The organism is Pseudoduganella sp. GCM10020061, assembly GCF_042683405.1.
GTDB lineage: Bacteria > Pseudomonadota > Gammaproteobacteria > Burkholderiales > Burkholderiaceae_D > Telluria.
The window spans coordinates 794,531-811,344 of the sequence record NZ_JBHUJS010000002.1; the positions used below are offsets into that span (position 1 = coordinate 794,531).

The 16,814-nt window shown below is 64.4% G+C and carries 8 protein-coding genes and 1 pseudogene; 3 read left to right on the forward strand and 6 right to left on the reverse strand.

Going from position 1 to position 16,814, the window contains the following annotated elements; translation table 11 throughout:
• Positions 1-153 precede the first annotated feature (153 nt).
• Positions 154-2,877 (forward strand): bifunctional [glutamate--ammonia ligase]-adenylyl-L-tyrosine phosphorylase/[glutamate--ammonia-ligase] adenylyltransferase, encoded by a 2,724-nt coding sequence (gene glnE, locus ACFSQR_RS07380; protein WP_377729010.1) that lies wholly within the window; start codon positions 154-156, stop codon positions 2,875-2,877.
• A 119-nt stretch (positions 2,878-2,996) separates the two neighbouring features.
• Here glnE and ACFSQR_RS07385 read toward each other — a convergent pair whose 3' ends face one another.
• The 3 genes from ACFSQR_RS07385 to tkt all read right to left on the reverse strand — a co-directional run bounded on the left by ACFSQR_RS07385 (position 2,997) and on the right by tkt (position 9,373).
• Positions 2,997-5,837 (reverse strand): TonB-dependent receptor plug domain-containing protein, encoded by a 2,841-nt coding sequence (locus ACFSQR_RS07385; RefSeq protein ID WP_377729011.1) that lies wholly within the window; start codon positions 5,835-5,837, stop codon positions 2,997-2,999.
• 458 nt (positions 5,838-6,295) lie between these two features.
• Positions 6,296-7,306 carry a type I glyceraldehyde-3-phosphate dehydrogenase gene (gene gap, locus ACFSQR_RS07390; RefSeq protein WP_377729012.1) on the reverse strand — a complete coding sequence of 337 codons (1,011 nt, stop codon included), beginning with the start codon at positions 7,304-7,306 and terminating at the stop codon, positions 6,296-6,298.
• A gap of 78 nt (positions 7,307-7,384) precedes the next feature.
• The gene (gene tkt / locus ACFSQR_RS07395) at positions 7,385-9,373 is read right to left on the reverse strand and encodes a transketolase (RefSeq protein ID WP_377729013.1); all 1,989 of its coding nucleotides are present in this window, start codon (positions 9,371-9,373) and stop codon (positions 7,385-7,387) included.
• Between the two features lie 142 nt (positions 9,374-9,515).
• On the opposite strand from tkt, the gene ACFSQR_RS07400 reads away from it, so the two are divergent.
• Positions 9,516-10,235: a 16S rRNA (uracil(1498)-N(3))-methyltransferase gene (locus tag ACFSQR_RS07400; RefSeq protein ID WP_377729014.1), complete on the forward strand. Its 720-nt coding sequence runs from the start codon at positions 9,516-9,518 to the stop codon at positions 10,233-10,235.
• A gap of 193 nt (positions 10,236-10,428) precedes the next feature.
• Complete coding sequence (locus ACFSQR_RS07405; RefSeq protein WP_377729015.1) at positions 10,429-12,051, forward strand: NAD(P)/FAD-dependent oxidoreductase; 1,623 nt, start codon at positions 10,429-10,431, stop codon at positions 12,049-12,051.
• A gap of 137 nt (positions 12,052-12,188) precedes the next feature.
• Here ACFSQR_RS07405 and ACFSQR_RS07410 read toward each other — a convergent pair whose 3' ends face one another.
• The 3 genes and pseudogenes from ACFSQR_RS07410 to ACFSQR_RS07420 form a co-directional block, all read right to left on the reverse strand.
• Positions 12,189-15,176, reverse strand: coding sequence for a carboxypeptidase regulatory-like domain-containing protein (locus ACFSQR_RS07410; RefSeq protein WP_377729016.1), 2,988 nt, complete (start codon positions 15,174-15,176; stop codon positions 12,189-12,191).
• Between the two features lie 453 nt (positions 15,177-15,629).
• Positions 15,630-16,595, reverse strand: a complete 966-nt coding sequence (gene corA / locus ACFSQR_RS07415) for a magnesium/cobalt transporter CorA (RefSeq protein ID WP_377729017.1) — start codon at positions 16,593-16,595, stop codon at positions 15,630-15,632.
• A 108-nt stretch (positions 16,596-16,703) separates the two neighbouring features.
• A pseudogene (locus tag ACFSQR_RS07420) lies at positions 16,704-16,814 on the reverse strand (IS1595 family transposase); the annotation flags it as partial.

Consider the following 16,814-nt stretch of genomic DNA (forward strand, 5'->3'; position numbering starts at 1 on the left):
AATAGAAGGCTTGTCGTCGTGTGTGCCATGCGGTGGGACGCTTGCGTCAAAAGCGCTGCCCACTTACCATCGCCTGACCCGACCAGGCGTTGCCGTAATTCTACCGCATCGACCCCTTCCAACCGGTAACCGATAACGCTTGCTTACAATACGATGCCGACAACAACTGCGCTGTCCAGATCCCGCTTCTACCAACGCTGGGCCGCCGCCGGCGACGGGCGCGACGCTGCATGCACGCACCTGGCGCAGGGCCGGCTGGACGAGGCCGACCTGGAGGCCGCGCTGGCCTGCGAAGTGGCGGCCGGGTTGCCGTTGCCGCGCGCCATGCGGCGCCTGCGCAACCTGCTGGTAGCGAGCATCATCCGGCGCGACCTCGAAGGCCAGGCCGACCTGGACGAAGTGGTGTCGGCCATGACCCGTTTTGCCGACTTCGCGGTGCGCACCCAGCTGGCGGCGCTGATGGCGGAAATGGTCGAGGCACACGGCGTGCCGACCGGCGAGGAGTCGGGCCGCGCCCAGGAGATGATCGTATTGGCGATGGGCAAGCACGGCGGCGGCGAGCTGAATGTCTCGTCGGACATCGACCTGATCTTCGTGTATCCGGAAGACGGCGACACCGTGGTCACGAGCGCCGGCCAGCGCCAGCTGTCCAACCACGAGTTCTTCGCGCGCTTGGGCAAGCGCCTGATCGCCGCGCTGTCGGAAGTGATCGAGGACGGCTTCGTGTTCCGGGTCGACATGGCGCTGCGCCCGAACGGCAAGTCCGGCCCGCTGGTGGCGAGCCTGAACATGGTGGAGGAATACCTGATCCGCCAGGGCCGCGAGTGGGAGCGCTACGCCTGGGTCAAGGCGCGCGCGGTGACCGGCGCGGCCGAGGACATCTCCCAGCTCGAATCGATCGTGCACCCCTTCGTCTACCGGCGCTACCTGGACTTCGGCGTGATCGAAGCGATCCGCACCATGCACGCGCAGATCCGCGCGGAGGTGAACCGCCAGGAACGCCTGCACCCTGAACGCAGCAACAACGTCAAGCTGGGGCGCGGCGGCATCCGCGAAATCGAATTCCTGGCCCAGGTGTTCCAGCTGATCCGCGGCGGGCGCGACGCCGCGCTGCGCGAACGCTCCACCCGGGCGACGCTGCGCGCGGTGGCCGACAAGGAACTGCTGGCCAGGGACGTGGTGGACCAGCTGCTGGAGGCCTACACCTTCCTGCGCAACCTGGAGCACCGCATCCAATACCTGGACGACGCCCAGACCCACGCGGTGCCGGCCAGCCCGGAAGACCGCGAGGCGCTCGCGCTGATGCTCGGCATGCCGGACGCCGCCGCGCTCGATGCGCGCCTGGCGGCCACCCGCGCCTTTGTCGCCGGCCAGTTCGACGAAATGTTCAGCGACAAATCGGGATCGTCCGGCGACGAGGAAGCGGCCACCTTCGATGCCGAAGGGCTCGACGACGACAACCGCGCGGCCGTGCAGGCCCGCCTGGAGGAACTCGGGTTCGACGACCCGGCCGGCAGCGCCCAGCGCCTGTTCGCCTCGTGGCAGACGCCACGCATGCAGGCCATGCCCGAGGCCAGCCGCAACAAGCTGGCGGCGCTGGTCAACGCGGCGCTGCCGATCATCGCGCGAACGGCCGGCAGCCTGGGGCGCGGCTCGCGCTCGGCCACGCTGGGGCGCCTGCTCGACTTCTTCGAGGCGATCGCGCGCCGTTCCGCCTACCTGGCGCTCCTGACCGAATACCCGCACACGCTCGAACGCGTGATCCGCATGATGCACTCGAGCGGCTGGGCCGCAACCTTCCTGTCGCAGCACCCGATCCTGCTGGACGAACTCCTGGACGACAGCATGTACAGCGGCGGACCCGATCCGGTCGAGCTGCGCGCCGAACTGGATGCACGCTTTGCCGAGTGCGAAGGCGACACGGAGGCGCAGATGGACGTGCTGCGCGAGGTGCAGCACGTGCAGCTGTTCCGCCTGCTGGCGCAGGACCTGGCCGGCGACCTGACCGTCGAGCGCCTGGCCGACCACCTGTCGCTGCTGGCCGACGTGATCGTGGCCGCCACCATCCGCCAGGCCTGGAAGACGGTGGCCACGCGCCACCGCGAGGAGCCCCGCTTCGCCGTGATCGCCTACGGCAAGCTGGGCGGCAAGGAGCTGGGCTACGTGTCCGACCTGGACGTGATCTTCCTGTTCGACGACGAGGACCAGGACGCGCCGTCCAACTACGCCAAGCTGGCGCAGCGCTTCATCACCTGGATGACATGCCACACGCCGGCCGGCACCCTGTTCGACATCGACACGGCGCTGCGGCCGAACGGCGCCAGCGGCATGCTGGTGTCCTCGCTGGCCGCGTTCGAGCGCTACCAGAACGAGGCGGCATGGGTATGGGAGCACCAGGCCCTGACGCGCGCGCGCTTCTGCGCGGGCGACGCCCAGATCGGCGAGCGCTTCGAGCAGGTGCGCATCGACGTGCTGCGCAAGGAGCGCGACCCGGCGCAGCTGGCAGCGGAAGTGCTCAAGATGCGCGAGCGCATGCGCGAGGCCCATCCGAACCGCACCGCCCTGTTCGACCTCAAGCACGATGCGGGCGGCATGATCGATGTCGAGTTCATCGTGCAGTACCTGGTGTTGCGGCACGCGGCACAGCACCCGCAGCTGACCGGCAACTGGGGCAATATCAAGCTGCTGCGCATGATGGCGGACGCGGGGCTGGTCACGGCGCAGGTGGCCGAGGAAGTGGGCGACGCCTACCGCGCGATGCGCAGGCTGCAGCACCAGGCGCGCCTGCAGGGCACCGAGGCCGCGCGGGTCGAGCCGGAGCTGGTCGAGGCGCACACGGCCCACGTGCTGGCGCTCTGGCGCGCCACGTTCGGATAAACAGGGCCGGTCCCTTCGGGGCAGTTCCCGAAGCCCCTAAAAGAAAAACCCGCCCGGCTTGCGCCGGGCGGGTTTTTTTCAGCTATTCGTCTCAAACAGCCCCTTGCGGGGCCGCGTGATTAGAACGACTGGTTGTAGCGGACGTAGAAGAAGCGGTCCAGTGGGACGTCTGGGTCAACCGACGATGCCGATGCGGAAGCGTCGTAGTTGATACGTGGCTTCTTGCCGAACACGTTGTTGACACCAACCAGCAGCTTACCCTTCCATGGGAAGGCGTAGGAGCCGACCAGGTCGTAGTAAGTGACGGAACCCTTCAGGTCGTAGCCTTCGCCGCCCGACCATTGGCCCAGTGGCGTGTTGCACTCTTCCGTCGCGGTCCAGCAGGTGACCTTCACGTGGCTGACGTAGCGAGCCGACATGGTGGCCGACCAGTTGCCCATGTTCCAGTCAACGCTGGTGTTCGACTTCCAGCGCGCCTGGCCATACTCACCCGCGTAGTTGAACGGGGTCGAGGTTGCGGTCGACTGGATGATGTACGAATCCAGGTAGGTCGTTTCGGAACGGACACCGAACTTGCCCCATGCCGTTGCTGGCAGGCGGTAGTTCACGGTGATGTCCACGCCTTCGGTCGACTGTTTGCCCAGGTTTGCGTTACCGCGGCGCAGTTCAACCACCTGGCCCGAAACCGGGTCACGCTTGAACAGACCGCAGAACTGGCTCACGCCCGCCACATAGCACTGGTTCAGGATGTAGCCGGTACCGACAGCGGTGATGCGGTCGGAAACGCGGATGTCGAACCAGTCCAGGCCGACGGTCAGGCCAGCCACATAGCTTGGGCTGTACACCAGGCCGAGGGTGCGGGTTTCTGCAGTTTCAGGCTGCAGGAACTCGTTGCCAGCGCCGCTCTCGAATGGGAACGGGGTCTGCGCACCGGTGTTCGGCACAGGGGTACCTGCCGAGTTCACCTGGCGGAAGGTTGCTGGAACGCCACCAGCGGTACAACGGGTCTTGACTTCCGGGTTGGTCGCTGCCTGGCCCCATGCGGTGTCGCAAGGATCGAGGTAGGTGTCGAAGGTCTGCGAGCCGCCGCCGAAGGTGTCGCCCAGGGTCGGTGCACGGAAGCCTTCAGCAAACGTACCGCGGAACAGCATGTCCTTGTTCGGCTTGTACATGAAGCTGATCTTCGAGTTGGTGGTGTCACCGAAGCTCGAGTAGTCCGAGTAGCGCGATGCCAGGTTGAAGGACAGCAGTTCAGCGAAGCGCATGCCTTTCAGGACAGGGATGTTCAGCTCGACGTATGCTTCTTTCACGTCGTACTTGCCGAAGGTCGACTTGCCAGCCAGGCTGGAGGTCAGGTTCAGCTGGTCCAGCGCGTTCGGACGGTCGTAACCTTCCACTTCACGCTTCTCGATACCAGCCGCAAAGCCCAGGGCGCCTGCTGGCAGCTGCCAGACTTCGCCGCCGATGTCCGCGGTGTACGAGTTCACGGTCGAACCGTAGGTCGCGTGGCCGTCAGCCATCACGAACTTCAGCGCTGCCGGGGTCGATGCCGATGGGCCGCCGATGATGTCGAACGGTACGCACTCGGACAGCGCGATCGGCGCGGTTGGGGTACCGCACTGTACCTGGCCTGCGGCGTTCAGGAACGATGGACCCAGTGCTTTCTTCAGCTGGACCAGGTTCAGGTTGCCGGTGTTGTCGGTGGTGCCGATCAGGTTGTTGTGGTTCACGCCCACGGACCAGTTCCACGCGTTCTGGCCAAGGCTGAATTCGCCTTCCAGGTTCACGTCCACGTGGATGGTACGGTTACGGTTGGTGGTCTGGCGTGGCACTTCCATCGTGCGGCGGTACCAGAACAGGTCCTGGCCCAGGCCGGCGCCAGCAACCTGGTTGCCGTACGGGTTGTAGTAGCTGTCCTTCGACAGGTACACCGGGTTCTTCGGCTGCATGGTCGACGAAGCCGGATAACCTGCGACGGTCGCGATCGCCTTACGGTCGGAGTACGACGCAGTGGTGGTCAGCTGGATGTCGTGTGGCAGGGACACCGCGCCTTTGGTGAACATGGTGCTCAGCTGCGTTGGCGAGTTGAACATCATGTCTTGCGACGCGTTGTACAGGTCTTCTACCGCGCCGGTGAAGTTGTGGTAGTTGGCCGGGTCGCGCGAGACTGCGCCGGTGCCCGCACCGTCGTAGGTGCCGGTGTGGTTGATCACGCGGTTGAAGCCGGTAGCGCCGCCAGAGGCGCTGACCTGGCGGATACGGCCCCATACGCCGCCGACCAGGCCAGCGGTTTCCTTGCCTGGACCGTAGGTGTACTTGGTCAGTTCACGGTCGCGTGCCCAGATCGCGCCACGCTTGGAGTGGGTCAGCGCGAACATCAGCGATGCCTTGTCGTCGCCCGCGCCATAGGTCAGGTGGTAGGCTTCCGATTTACCGTCGCCGTCTTCGTTCTGGCCAACGTATGCGCTGGCGTCGCCGCCCTGCATGTTCTTCTTCAGGATGAAGTTGACCACGCCTGCGATAGCATCCGAGCCGTAAATTGCCGACGCGCCGTCCTTCAGGATTTCCATGCGCTCGACCATGGAGGTCGGGATGGTCGAGAAGTCGGTAAAGCCGCCGACGGTGGTGGTCCAGCGCTTGCCGTTGACCAGCACCAGCATACGCTGGGCGCCGAGGCCGCGCATGTTGATGTAGTCACCGCCCTGCTCGCGGTTGGAGGTCAGGACGCCGCCCTTCGAGAAGTTTGGGGAACCGACGCTGGTCAGGTTGTTGACGATGTCGCCCAGGGTAACCAGACCGGTCTTCTGGATCTGTTCGGCGTTCATCACCTGGACCGGCTGTGCGGTTTCCAGGTCCACTGCGCGGATACGCGAACCGGTCACTTCGACGCGTTGCATCTCTGCAGGTGCTGGCGCCTCGGTGGTGGTCTGCGCGTACGCGGACATTGCGCCGAGTGCCATCGTCACGGCTACGGCAATTTTAGTGCGTTGATACATTCGGGTTTCTCCAATTCATTTTTATAAAAATGAGCCTGTATTTATTGTGGTTTCAGGCTTTTTGCTACCAATGCATGTTCAACCTTCGACTCGCGGTCTCCCGTCCGTCGACAAAGCAACGACTTGAACATCTGCATAAGACCATTCCGTCTTGAGGTGTGTCAACTGACAACAATCAATATCGACAAAGAAACAACACACTTGACAGCAATTGCATGATCCTATTCCGCCCATTTATAGCTTGGCATTCCTGCAAGTTATGCGAGATAGGCACCAAATGGACCAAGAAGCGGGAGAAAGCAGGACGTTCGCGTAAGATAGATGTATTTACGCGGAGATTGCGCGAAATTCCGCTTTGTTGCGGAGCACAAAAAAACCGCCCGGCCATTGCTGGCGGGGCGGTCTGGATGGGTGCTACTAAATTACTTGGCGGTCATCAGCGCGACGGTGGTGTCGAGCATGCGGTTCGAGAAGCCCCACTCGTTGTCGTACCAGGACGACACCTTGACCAGGCGGCCCGACACTTTGGTCAGGGTGGCGTCGAAGTTCGACGATGCCGGGTTGTGGTTGAAGTCGACGGACACCAGCGGGTCGGTGTTGTAGGTCAGGATGCCTTTCAGGGCGCCTTCCGAGGCCGCCTTCATCAGCGCGTTGACTTCGTCCACGGTGGTGTCGCGCTTGGCGATGAACGACAGGTCGACGATCGACACGTTGATGGTCGGCACGCGGATCGCGTAGCCGTCCAGTTTGCCGTTCAGCTCAGGCATGACCAAGCCGACCGCGGCGGCGGCGCCGGTCTTGGTCGGAATCATCGACTGGGTGGCGGAACGGGCGCGGCGCAGGTCTTCGTGCATCACGTCGGTCAGCACCTGGTCGTTGGTGTAGGCGTGCACGGTGGTCATCAGGCCGTTTTCCAGGCCGATCGCGTCGTTCAGCGGCTTGACCAGCGGGGCCAGGCAGTTGGTGGTGCAGGACGCGTTCGAGATCACCGTATCGGTCGACTTCAGCACGCCGTGGTTGACGCCGTACACGACCGTCGCGTCCACGTCCTTGCCGCCCGGTGCGGAGATGATCACTTTCTTGGCGCCGCCCTTCAGGTGCGCCGACGCCTTTTCCTTGGTGGTGAAGAAGCCGGTGCATTCCAGCACCACGTCCACGCCCAGCTCGCCCCATGGGATCTCGGCAGGGTTACGCTGCGCGAACACGCGGATCTTGTCGCCGTTGACGATCATGTAGTCGCCTTCCACGGCAACGGTGCCCGGGAACTTGCCATGCGCGGTATCGTAGCGGGTCAGGTGGGCGTTCGACTCGGCGTTGCCCAGGTCGTTGATGGCCACGATCTGGATGTCATGCTTCTTGCCGCCTTCGTAGTGGGCGCGCAGGATATTGCGGCCGATGCGGCCGTAACCGTTGATTGCTACTTTGATCGTCATGCTCTGCTCCTGATTGATAAAAAAAGGTTTCGCTAGCGTCGCCGTCCTCCCCGCTTGCGCGGGGAGAGGACGGCAGTATCAGATGACCGACTTGGCTTTCGCGACCACGTTCTCGACGGTGAAGCCGAAGTGCTTGAACAGCACGCCCGCCGGCGCGGACTCGCCGAACGAGTCGATGCCCACCACGGCGCCTTCCAGGCCCACGTACTTGTACCAGAAGTCGGTGACGCCGGCTTCGATCGCCACGCGCGGCGCAGCGCCCAGCACGGCGGCCTTGTAGGCCTTGTCCTGGCGGTCGAACACGTCGGTGGCCGGCATCGAGACCACGCGCGCGGCAATGCCCTCGCCTGCCAGCGCCTCGGCAGCAGCCATCGCCAGCTCGACTTCCGAGCCGGTCGCAATCAGGGTGACCTTGGCGCCGTCGGCTTCCTTGAGCACGTAGCCGCCCTTGGCGATGTCGGCGATTTGCGCCGCAGTGCGCTCCTGGAACGGCAGGTTCTGGCGCGAGAAGATCAGGGTGCTCGGACCGTTCTTGCGCTTGACCGCTTCGCCCCATGCCACCATGGTCTCGACGGTGTCGCAGGTACGCCAGTTGTCCAGGTTCGGGATCAGGCGCAGCGAGGACACGTGCTCGACCGACTGGTGGGTCGGGCCGTCTTCGCCCAGGCCGATCGAGTCGTGGGTGAACACGAACAGCGAACGCTGCTTCATCAGCGCGGCCATGCGGATCGCGTTGCGGCTGTAGTCCGAGAAGGTCAGGAAGGTCGCGCCGAACGGGATGTAGCCGCCGTGCAGGGCGACGCCGTTCATGATCGCGGCCATGCCGAACTCGCGCACGCCGTAGTTGATGTGGTTGCCCGGCTGGCCCGAACGCACCGCCACGATTTCCTTCCAGTTGGTCAGGTTCGAGCCGGTCAGGTCGGCCGAGCCGCCCAGGAACTCAGGCAGCACCGGCGCCAGCGCCTGGATCGCGTTCTGCGATGCCTTGCGGGTGGCGATGTTTTCCTTCTTCTCGACGGCGGCGGCGATCGCCTTGTCCAGCACCTCGTCGAAGTTGGCCGGCAGGTCGCCCTTCATGCGGCGCTCCAGTTCCGCAGCCAGCTGCGGGAACTCGGCGCGGTAGCCGTCGAACAGCTTGGCCCATGCCGCTTCGTCGGCCGCGCCCTGCTCGCGCGCATCCCATGCGCCGTACACGTCCTGCGGAATCACGAACGGCTCGTGCGCCCACTGCAGGTGCTCGCGCACTGCCGCGACTTCCTTGTCGCCCAGCGCGGCGCCGTGCACCTTGTCGCCGCCCTGCAGGTTCGGCGAGCCCTTGCCGATGATGGTCTTGGCGCAGATCAGGGTCGGACGGTCCGACTTCTTGGCGGCGGCGATCGCGTCCGACACCGCTTCCACGCTGTGGCCGTCGACGTCGCGGATCACGTTCCAGCCGTAGGACTCGAAACGCTTCGGGGTGTCGTCGGTGAACCAGCCCTCGACCTTGCCGTCGATGGAGATGCCGTTGTCGTCGTACAGGAACACCAGCTTGTTCAGGCGCAGGGTGCCGGCCAGCGAGCACACCTCATGCGAGATGCCTTCCATCAGGCAGCCGTCGCCCAGGAACGCGTAGGTGTAGTGGTCGACCACGTCGAAGCCGGGCTTGTTGAATTCGTTCGCCAGCAGCCACTCGGCCAGCGCCATGCCGACCGCGTTGGCGATGCCCTGGCCGAGCGGGCCGGTGGTGGTCTCGATACCCGGGGTGATATCGACTTCCGGGTGGCCCGGGGTCTTGGAGTGGAGCTGGCGGAAGTCGCGCAGGTCGTCCATCGACACGTCGTAGCCGGCCAGGTGCAGCAGCGAGTAATGCAGCATCGAGCCGTGGCCGTTCGACAGCAGGAAGCGGTCGCGGTTGATCCACTTCGGATTGGCCGGGTTGTGGCGGTAGTGGCCACTCCACAGCGCAACGGCGATTTCGGCCATGCCCATAGGCATGCCTGGGTGGCCGGAGTTGGCTTTCTGGACGGCGTCCATTGCCAGCGCACGGATTGCGTTGGCCATCTGGGAGGTCGGGAGCGTAGATTTCATGGTATGGCTGGGCGGTCTGATTGGAATACGGCGTGCGGGGCACTGGCTGTGGGGCCGGCCTGCGAAACTCATTATTTTACCAGAGCGACACGGCCAACAATTAAAATGGCCGGAATTTCAATACCCTACAGGAATGCCGCAGATGCCCCGTTTCTATTGCCAGCAGCCGTTTTCGGTGGGCCAGCCCGCCCCGCTGCCGCCGGAAGTTGCCCACCACATCCACGTGCTGCGGCTGGCGGCCGGCGACGAAGTGACGCTGTTCAACGGCGACGGCGCCGAATACACGGCCCAGCTGAGCGAGATCGGCAAGAAGCACGCGCAGGCGCTGGTGACCGCGCGCGCCGAGCCGGCGGTGGAACTGGCGTACGCCGTGCAGCTGGCGCAGGGCCTGCCCGAAGGCAGCAAGATGGACTGGATCGTCGAAAAAGCGGTGGAGCTGGGCGTGGCGTCGATCCAGCCGCTGGCGGCGCGGCGGTCGGTGGTGAAGCTGTCGGCCGAGCGCGCCGAAAAAAAGCTGGCGCACTGGCAGGGCGTGATCGAAGCGGCAAGCTGCCAGAGCGGCCGCACGCGCCTGGCCGCGCTGCATGCGCCGGCCGACGTCATCCCGTGGCTGGCGCGTCCGGCCGCCGGCCAACGCATCCTGCTGTCGCCGCGCGGCACGTCCACTCTGGCCGGCTGGGCGCGCGCCAACGCACCGCAGCCCCTGACGCTGATGGTCGGCCCCGAGGGCGGCTTCAGCGCCGAAGAAGAGGATGCGGCCATCGCGGCGGGCGCCCTGCTGCTGACCATGGGCGCGCGCGTACTGCGCACCGAGACCGCCGCCCTCGCCGCGCTCTCCATCCTCCAGGCCCACTGGTCCTAACCCAAAATGGGGACAGACCCCATTTTGTTGTTAACTGCAAACCGGGCGGTGACACATCAAAATGGGGTCTGTCCCCATTTCGGTGTTAATTGCAGGTGGGGTGGTGACACATCAAAATGGGGTCTGTCCCCATTTTGGGTCGGGTAGAATATCGCCTTTCGCGCATCGCAAGCGCGCACCCGAAAGGCTCCGCATGTTACGCATCAACGAACTCAAGCTCCCACTTAATCACGACGAAGCCGCGCTGCCGGCCGCGATCGTCGCGCGCCTGGGCATTCCGGAATCGGATCTGCTCGGCTTTACCGTCTATAAGCGCAGCTACGATGCGCGCAAGAAGACCGCCATCGTCCTGATCTACGCGATCGACGTGGAGGTGAAGGACGAGGCGCAGGTGCTGGCCCGCCACGCAGGCGACCAGTACATCCTCCCGGCCCCCGATACCAGCTATAAGTTCGTCGCCGACGCGAGCGAGTTCCGCGACCGCCACGAGCGCCCGGTCGTGATCGGCATGGGCCCGTGCGGCCTGTTCGCGGCGCTGATCCTGGCGCAGATGGGCCTGAACCCGATCGTGCTCGAACGCGGCAAGATCGTGCGCGAGCGCACCGTGGACACCTTCGGCTTCTGGCGCAAGCGCAAGCTGAATACGGAGTCGAACGTGCAGTTCGGCGAAGGCGGCGCCGGCACGTTCTCGGACGGTAAGCTGTACAGCCAGATCAAGGATCCCAAGCACTACGGCCGCAAGGTGCTGACCGAGTTCGTCAAGGCCGGCGCGCCGGAAGAGATCCTGTACGTCAGCAAGCCGCACATCGGCACCTTCCGCCTAGTGAAGATGGTCGAGCAGATGCGCGAGAACATCATCGCGATGGGCGGCGAGATCCGCTTCCAGACCCGCGTCACCGATATCATCGTGGAAGAGGAAAGCGGCCAGCGCCAGCTGCGCGGCGTGGTGCTGAACGACGGCGAGGTGCTGCCGACGCGCCACCTGGTGGCTGCAGTCGGCCACAGCGCGCGCGACACCTTCCAGATGCTGTACGACCGCGGCGTGTACATCGAAGCCAAGCCGTTCTCGATCGGCTTCCGCGTCGAGCATCCGCAGTCGCTGATCGACGTGTGCCGCTTCGGCCCGAACGCCGGCAACAAGATCCTCGGCGCGGCCGACTACAAGATCGTGCACCACGCCTCCAACGGCCGTTCGGTGTACAGCTTCTGCATGTGCCCGGGCGGCACAGTGGTGGCGGCATCGTCCGAAGAAGGCCGCGTGGTCACCAACGGGATGAGCCAGTACTCGCGCGCGGAGCGCAACGCCAACAGCGCGATCGTCGTGGGCATCACGCCGGAAGACTATCCGGGCCACCCGCTGGCCGGCATCGACTTCCAGCGCGAGCTGGAGTCGCGCGCCTTCGTCCTGGGCGGCAGCAACTACGATGCGCCGGGCCAGCTGATGGGCGACTTCGTGCGCGGGGTGCCGTCCACGCAGTTCGGCTCCGTGATCCCGTCGTTCAAGCCGGCGGTGCACCTGACCGACCTGGCCACCGCCCTGCCGGACTATGCGATCACCGCGATGCGCGAAGCCTTCGTCGCCTTCGACAAGCAGATCCGCGGCTACTACAAGGAAGACGCCGTGCTGACCGGCGTGGAAACGCGCACCTCGTCGCCGATCCGCATCAAGCGCAACGACGACGACCTGCAAAGCCTGAACACGCGCGGGCTGTTCCCGGCCGGCGAAGGCGCCGGCTATGCGGGCGGGATCCTGTCGGCGGGCGTGGATGGCATCCGCGTCGCCGAAGCCGTCGCCCTGTCGATGGCGCGCGGGTAAAGAGACTCCGCAGGGACTGCCCCTGCCCTTGCAGTGGCGGCTTCACGAAGGACAGGACAGCCCCGCAGGGCCAGGACCCAAGCCTGAAAAAAAACCGGCCCCGCGAGGGGCCGGTTTCATTCTGACGCCGGTGCAGGTCAGAACGAGTAGCGCGCGCCCAGGTAGATGCGGCGCGGCTTGACCCATTCGTTCGGCTCGCCGAAGGCGTAGGCGCCGTTACCGGCGACCAGCTGCATCTCGGACGTCGCCATCTGCTTGTCCAGCACGTTCAGCACGTCCAGGAACAGCTCCACCTTGTGCCTGCCCATGAAGGTGTGCGTGTACTTCAGCTGGACGTCGAAGGTGTAGTAAGCAGGCGCTTTCTGGCTGCCGATCGAGTCCGGAACGATCCAGGTGTCGAGCACGCCGCCATCCACGTAAGGCGTTTCCAGGTTCATCAGCGGCAGGTTGCGGCGCGAGATGAGCTGGGTGCGGCTGTACAGGACGCCGCTGTTCCAGTTGAACACCGCGCCCACCTGCAGCCCGTTGTTGAAGAAGTACGTGCCGTATCCCTTCACCTGGTGCTTGATGTTGCCGGGCTGGTCGCCGTAGGCGTTCGGTGCGCGCGGATCGAGCGCGATCCAGTCGCCCTGGAAGTCGGCGTTACTGTCCGAGTTCGTATTGCCCTTGGCGTCGTTGTAGGTGTACGACGCCGCGCCCTGCCAGTTGTCGCGCCTGGCCTTGGTCAGGCTGACTTCCACGCCCTGGTAGTCGCGCTTGCCGCCTGCCAGCGTCGCGATCACGTAGTTCGAATTGGGCTTGGCCGAATAGCCGAAGTACGAATACGGCAGGTAGTACTTCGTGCCCGGCGCCGCATACCCCTGCTGCGCGGTTGCCGGCGTCAGCGTCGGATCCGAGTACAGGGTCAGGTCATAGTCTTCGAGGATATCGCGGGTCTGGCGCTTGCTGTAGCTGACCGACAGGGTGTAGTCGCGGCCCAGGGAAGTCGCGTAGCCGAGCATGAACTCGTCGGTGTACGGCGTCTTGGTCGATGGCGCGAACAGCGCGTCCGGCGTCTTCGGGCCGCCGCGGGTGCGGAAGGTCAGCCAGCGGTCGCCCAGGTGGATCTGCTCTTCCTGGATCGGGCCGGTCAGGTTGCCGGCGAAGTCCGACATGTTGGTGCGCACCGGGTCGTAGTAGCGGCCGAGGAAGGCCCACACCTTGCGGCGGCCATCGGCATCCACGTCATACACGGTGCTCAGGCGGGGCGCCAGCTTCCACTTGAACTTGGCGGACTGCTGGTCTTTCGAATCGTAGTGCACCCACTCTTCGGCGCGCACGCCGCCGTTGACGGTCCACTTGTTCATGGTCCAGGTGTCCTGCAGGTAGAACGCCTTGCCGGTCGCCTTGACGGTGTAGGGCGAGGACTGCACCTGCACACTGCGGTAGTTGTTGACCTGGCCGGTCGGGTTACCGGCGGTGCTGTTGAAGTGGTAGGCCTGGATCTCCGCCTCCGAGACCGCGCCATCGCCGTTGGCGTCGAGCAGGCCGACGAAGAAGGCCTTGTCGGGGCTCGCGTTGATCGCGTTGATCACGCGCGGGATGTCGCCGGCCACGATGGAACGGGTACCGGCCCAGCCCTCCCCGACGAACTCGTTGAACGAGACCCCCGCGTTGGCCAGGGCGATCGAGGAATACTGCGCGCTTTCCGGCCCGGTGAACAGGGAGTCTTCCACGTATTCGTTATCGGAACGCGAGAAGCCGGCCTTGATGGTGTGGGTTCCCATCGACGCGGTTTCGAAGAAGTACTCGGCGCTCAGGCCGATCTCGTCGCGGTTGCGCTGGGTCGCCAGCGCCGCGCCCAGGCCGCCCTGGCTGCGCTGGGCCACGGTCGGCGCGGGCGAGGCGTGGAAGAACGCCACGTCGTTGCGGGTCGACAGGTCGGCCGCGTAGGTGGACAGCTCGCCTTCATGGCGGAACGCATAGGCGTTCACGCGCAGGTCGCCGATGTCCCTGGTGTAGTCGACCCGGTAGTTGTCGCCGCCGGTCACGCGGCGCGAATCGCGGTTGTTGAGGATCGACTCGTCCAGCGAACCGCTGGACGTCGTGGGGTCGTTGAAGAACGACGCCACCAGGCGGTCGTTTTCCGTCGGTTGCCAGGTGAGCTTGACGAAGCCGAGCTTCTCCTCGCGCTTCACCGTGCGCAGGTACTGGCCCGACGTGGTGGTCACGTCTGTATCGCCGCTCTTGCGCTGGTACGAGCTAAAGAACCACAGCTTGTCCTTGATGATCGGGCCGCCCAGCGTGACCGCCGCATCGTAGTTCGAGAAGCCGGAGTTGGGCTTGTTCTTGTTATCCGCGATCAGGCTGTCGCTTTGCTTGTAGTAGTTCACCGAGCCGTGGAACTCGTTGCCACCGGACTTGGTGACCACCTTCGACACCAGGCCCGACCCGCCCGCGTACTCCGCTGGAATGCCGCCGGTCAGGATCTGCTGCTCCTGGATGATCTCGGAATTGATGTTGGCGCCGTAGGTGCCGGAATTCGAGTCGGTCACGTCGACGCCGTCGAGGATGTAGACGTTGTCGGTGGAGGTGCCGGTCGCGCCGCCGATGTCCGCATAGTTCACGCCGGACTTGGAGGCGGGATTGCCGCCTTCGGATGGCTTCACGCCGGGCACCAGCTGGAGGTAGCTCTGGTAGTTGCGGCCGGTCGGCAGCGATTCCACGACGCTCAGGTTCAGCACCGTGCCCACGGTGGCGGAGGTGGTATCGACCAGCGCCAGGCGCGAGCCGGACACGACCACCCGTTGCGCAGTGTCCGCGCCCAGGGCGTAGTTGAGGGTGATGTTCTGTCCGCTGATGACCACCACGTCGCTGGCGCTGAAGTCCGAGTAGCCCGGCGCCACCACTTCCACCTTGTAGTCGGCCGCAGGATCGAGGCCGGCCACGCGGACCGAACCGTCGGCCTCGGTCACCACCGTCTTGGTCACCAGGCTGCTCGGCGAGCTGATCTTCACTGTCGCGCCCGCCAACGGCTTGCCTCCGGTGCCCGTAATCGAAATCCGCAGGCCGCCCGATTCGGCCGCCCAGGCAGCGCCGATGAAGCACATGCCGATGGCGACGGAGATGGCGGATTGGCGCAGCACGGCTGCACGCGACTTCTGTTTCCCTGTATGCAACATATCTTCCCCAATCAAAATTATGAGTTTTGTTTTTTGAAATCAGAGCAATGCCAACATCAACAGCAGTAAAACAATCAAAGCACCGGCAGGTTCGGGTAGGTGGAATCCTTTCGTTCAGGTGAGTGAAAACGCCTTACTTTTCTGATAAGAAAAGCAAAGGCATCAGACCATTTGGAGTTGACCGGTGTCAACTTCGAGTCAGCCGGTAGGTGGCAGAAAAACCACACCCATCCAAACAAAGCCCCCACCAGCGGCAAACGGGCGAAATGGGGACAGACCCCATTTTGAGAGAAACATTGCTCGAAAAATGGGGTCTGTCCCCATTAAGGAACTGGTGGGCGAAATGGGGACAGACCCCATTTTGAGGGAAATATTGCTTGAAAAATGGGGTCTGTCCCCATTTAGGGAGTGGTGGCGCTAGAGCCAGCCGGCCTTGCGGAAGCGCCAGTACATGTAGCCGGCCACGCCGATCATCAGCCCCAGCGCGGCCGGGTATCCCCATACGGAATTGAGCTCAGGCATGTGCTCGAAGTTCATGCCCCAGATGCCGGCAAAGGCGGTGAAGGTGGCGAAGATCGCCGCCCACGCCGCCAGCTTCTTGTTCACTTCGCTCTCCTCGATCGCCGTCATCGACAGGTTCACCTGGATCGCCGTGTTGATGGTGTCGCGGATCGTGTCGAGGGTGCCGTTCAGGCGGAACAGGTGGTCGTGCACGTCGCGGAAGTATTCCTCAGCGCCCAGGAACATGGCCGGCACGCGGCCGCCATACAGCTTGCCCACCGCTTCCATCAGCGGCGCGACGGCATGCCGCAGCACCAGCACCTTGGACTTGAGCGCATACAGGCGCTCGATGTTGCGGCGCTGCGAGCCGCGGATGAAGATGCGCTCTTCGATCTTTTCCAGTTCCCACTCGAGCGCCTCGGCCAGCGGGAAGTAGCGGTCCACCACGGTGTCGAGCAGCGTGTAGAGCACGAACGAAGGCCCCAGCCGCAGCAATTCCGGTTCGCGCTCGGCGCGCGCGCGCACCGCCATGAAGTCCTGGTTGCTGTTGCGGCGCGAGGACAGCACGAAGTTGGGGCCGATGAAGATGTCCACCTCGCCTACCTGGTAGTCGTCGCCTTCCGGCTCCAGCGTCTTCACCACCGCGAACAGGCTGTCGCCGTACTCCTCCACCTTGGGACGCTGGTTGCCGCGCATCGCGTCCTCGACCGCCAGCTCGTGCAGGCCGAACTCTTCCTGCATCACCGCCAGCTCGTCGTGCGACGGGTCGCGCAGCGCCACCCACACGAACCGGCCCGGCACGGCGAGGTGCTCGCTGATGTCGGGCACCGGGATGTCGGCGATCTTGTTGCCTTCCTGGTAGGCGGAGCAGTTGATCAGCATGGACGCGCAAAAGGTTTCGATGTGCCAAGCTTACCGGAAACTCAGGGGACTGTGCCACGGACTCGTGGCGCAGCGCCGGAAAGTCGGGAAGCGCCGCAAAAAAAAAGGCTATGTCCACGTTAAGTGTGGGAACACGCCAACTGTGGCGCGCAACATCACCAGCGGATCTTCGATGCGATGCTTGTCGAGTGCCCAGCGCCATCCCAGGTAGTTCGGCAG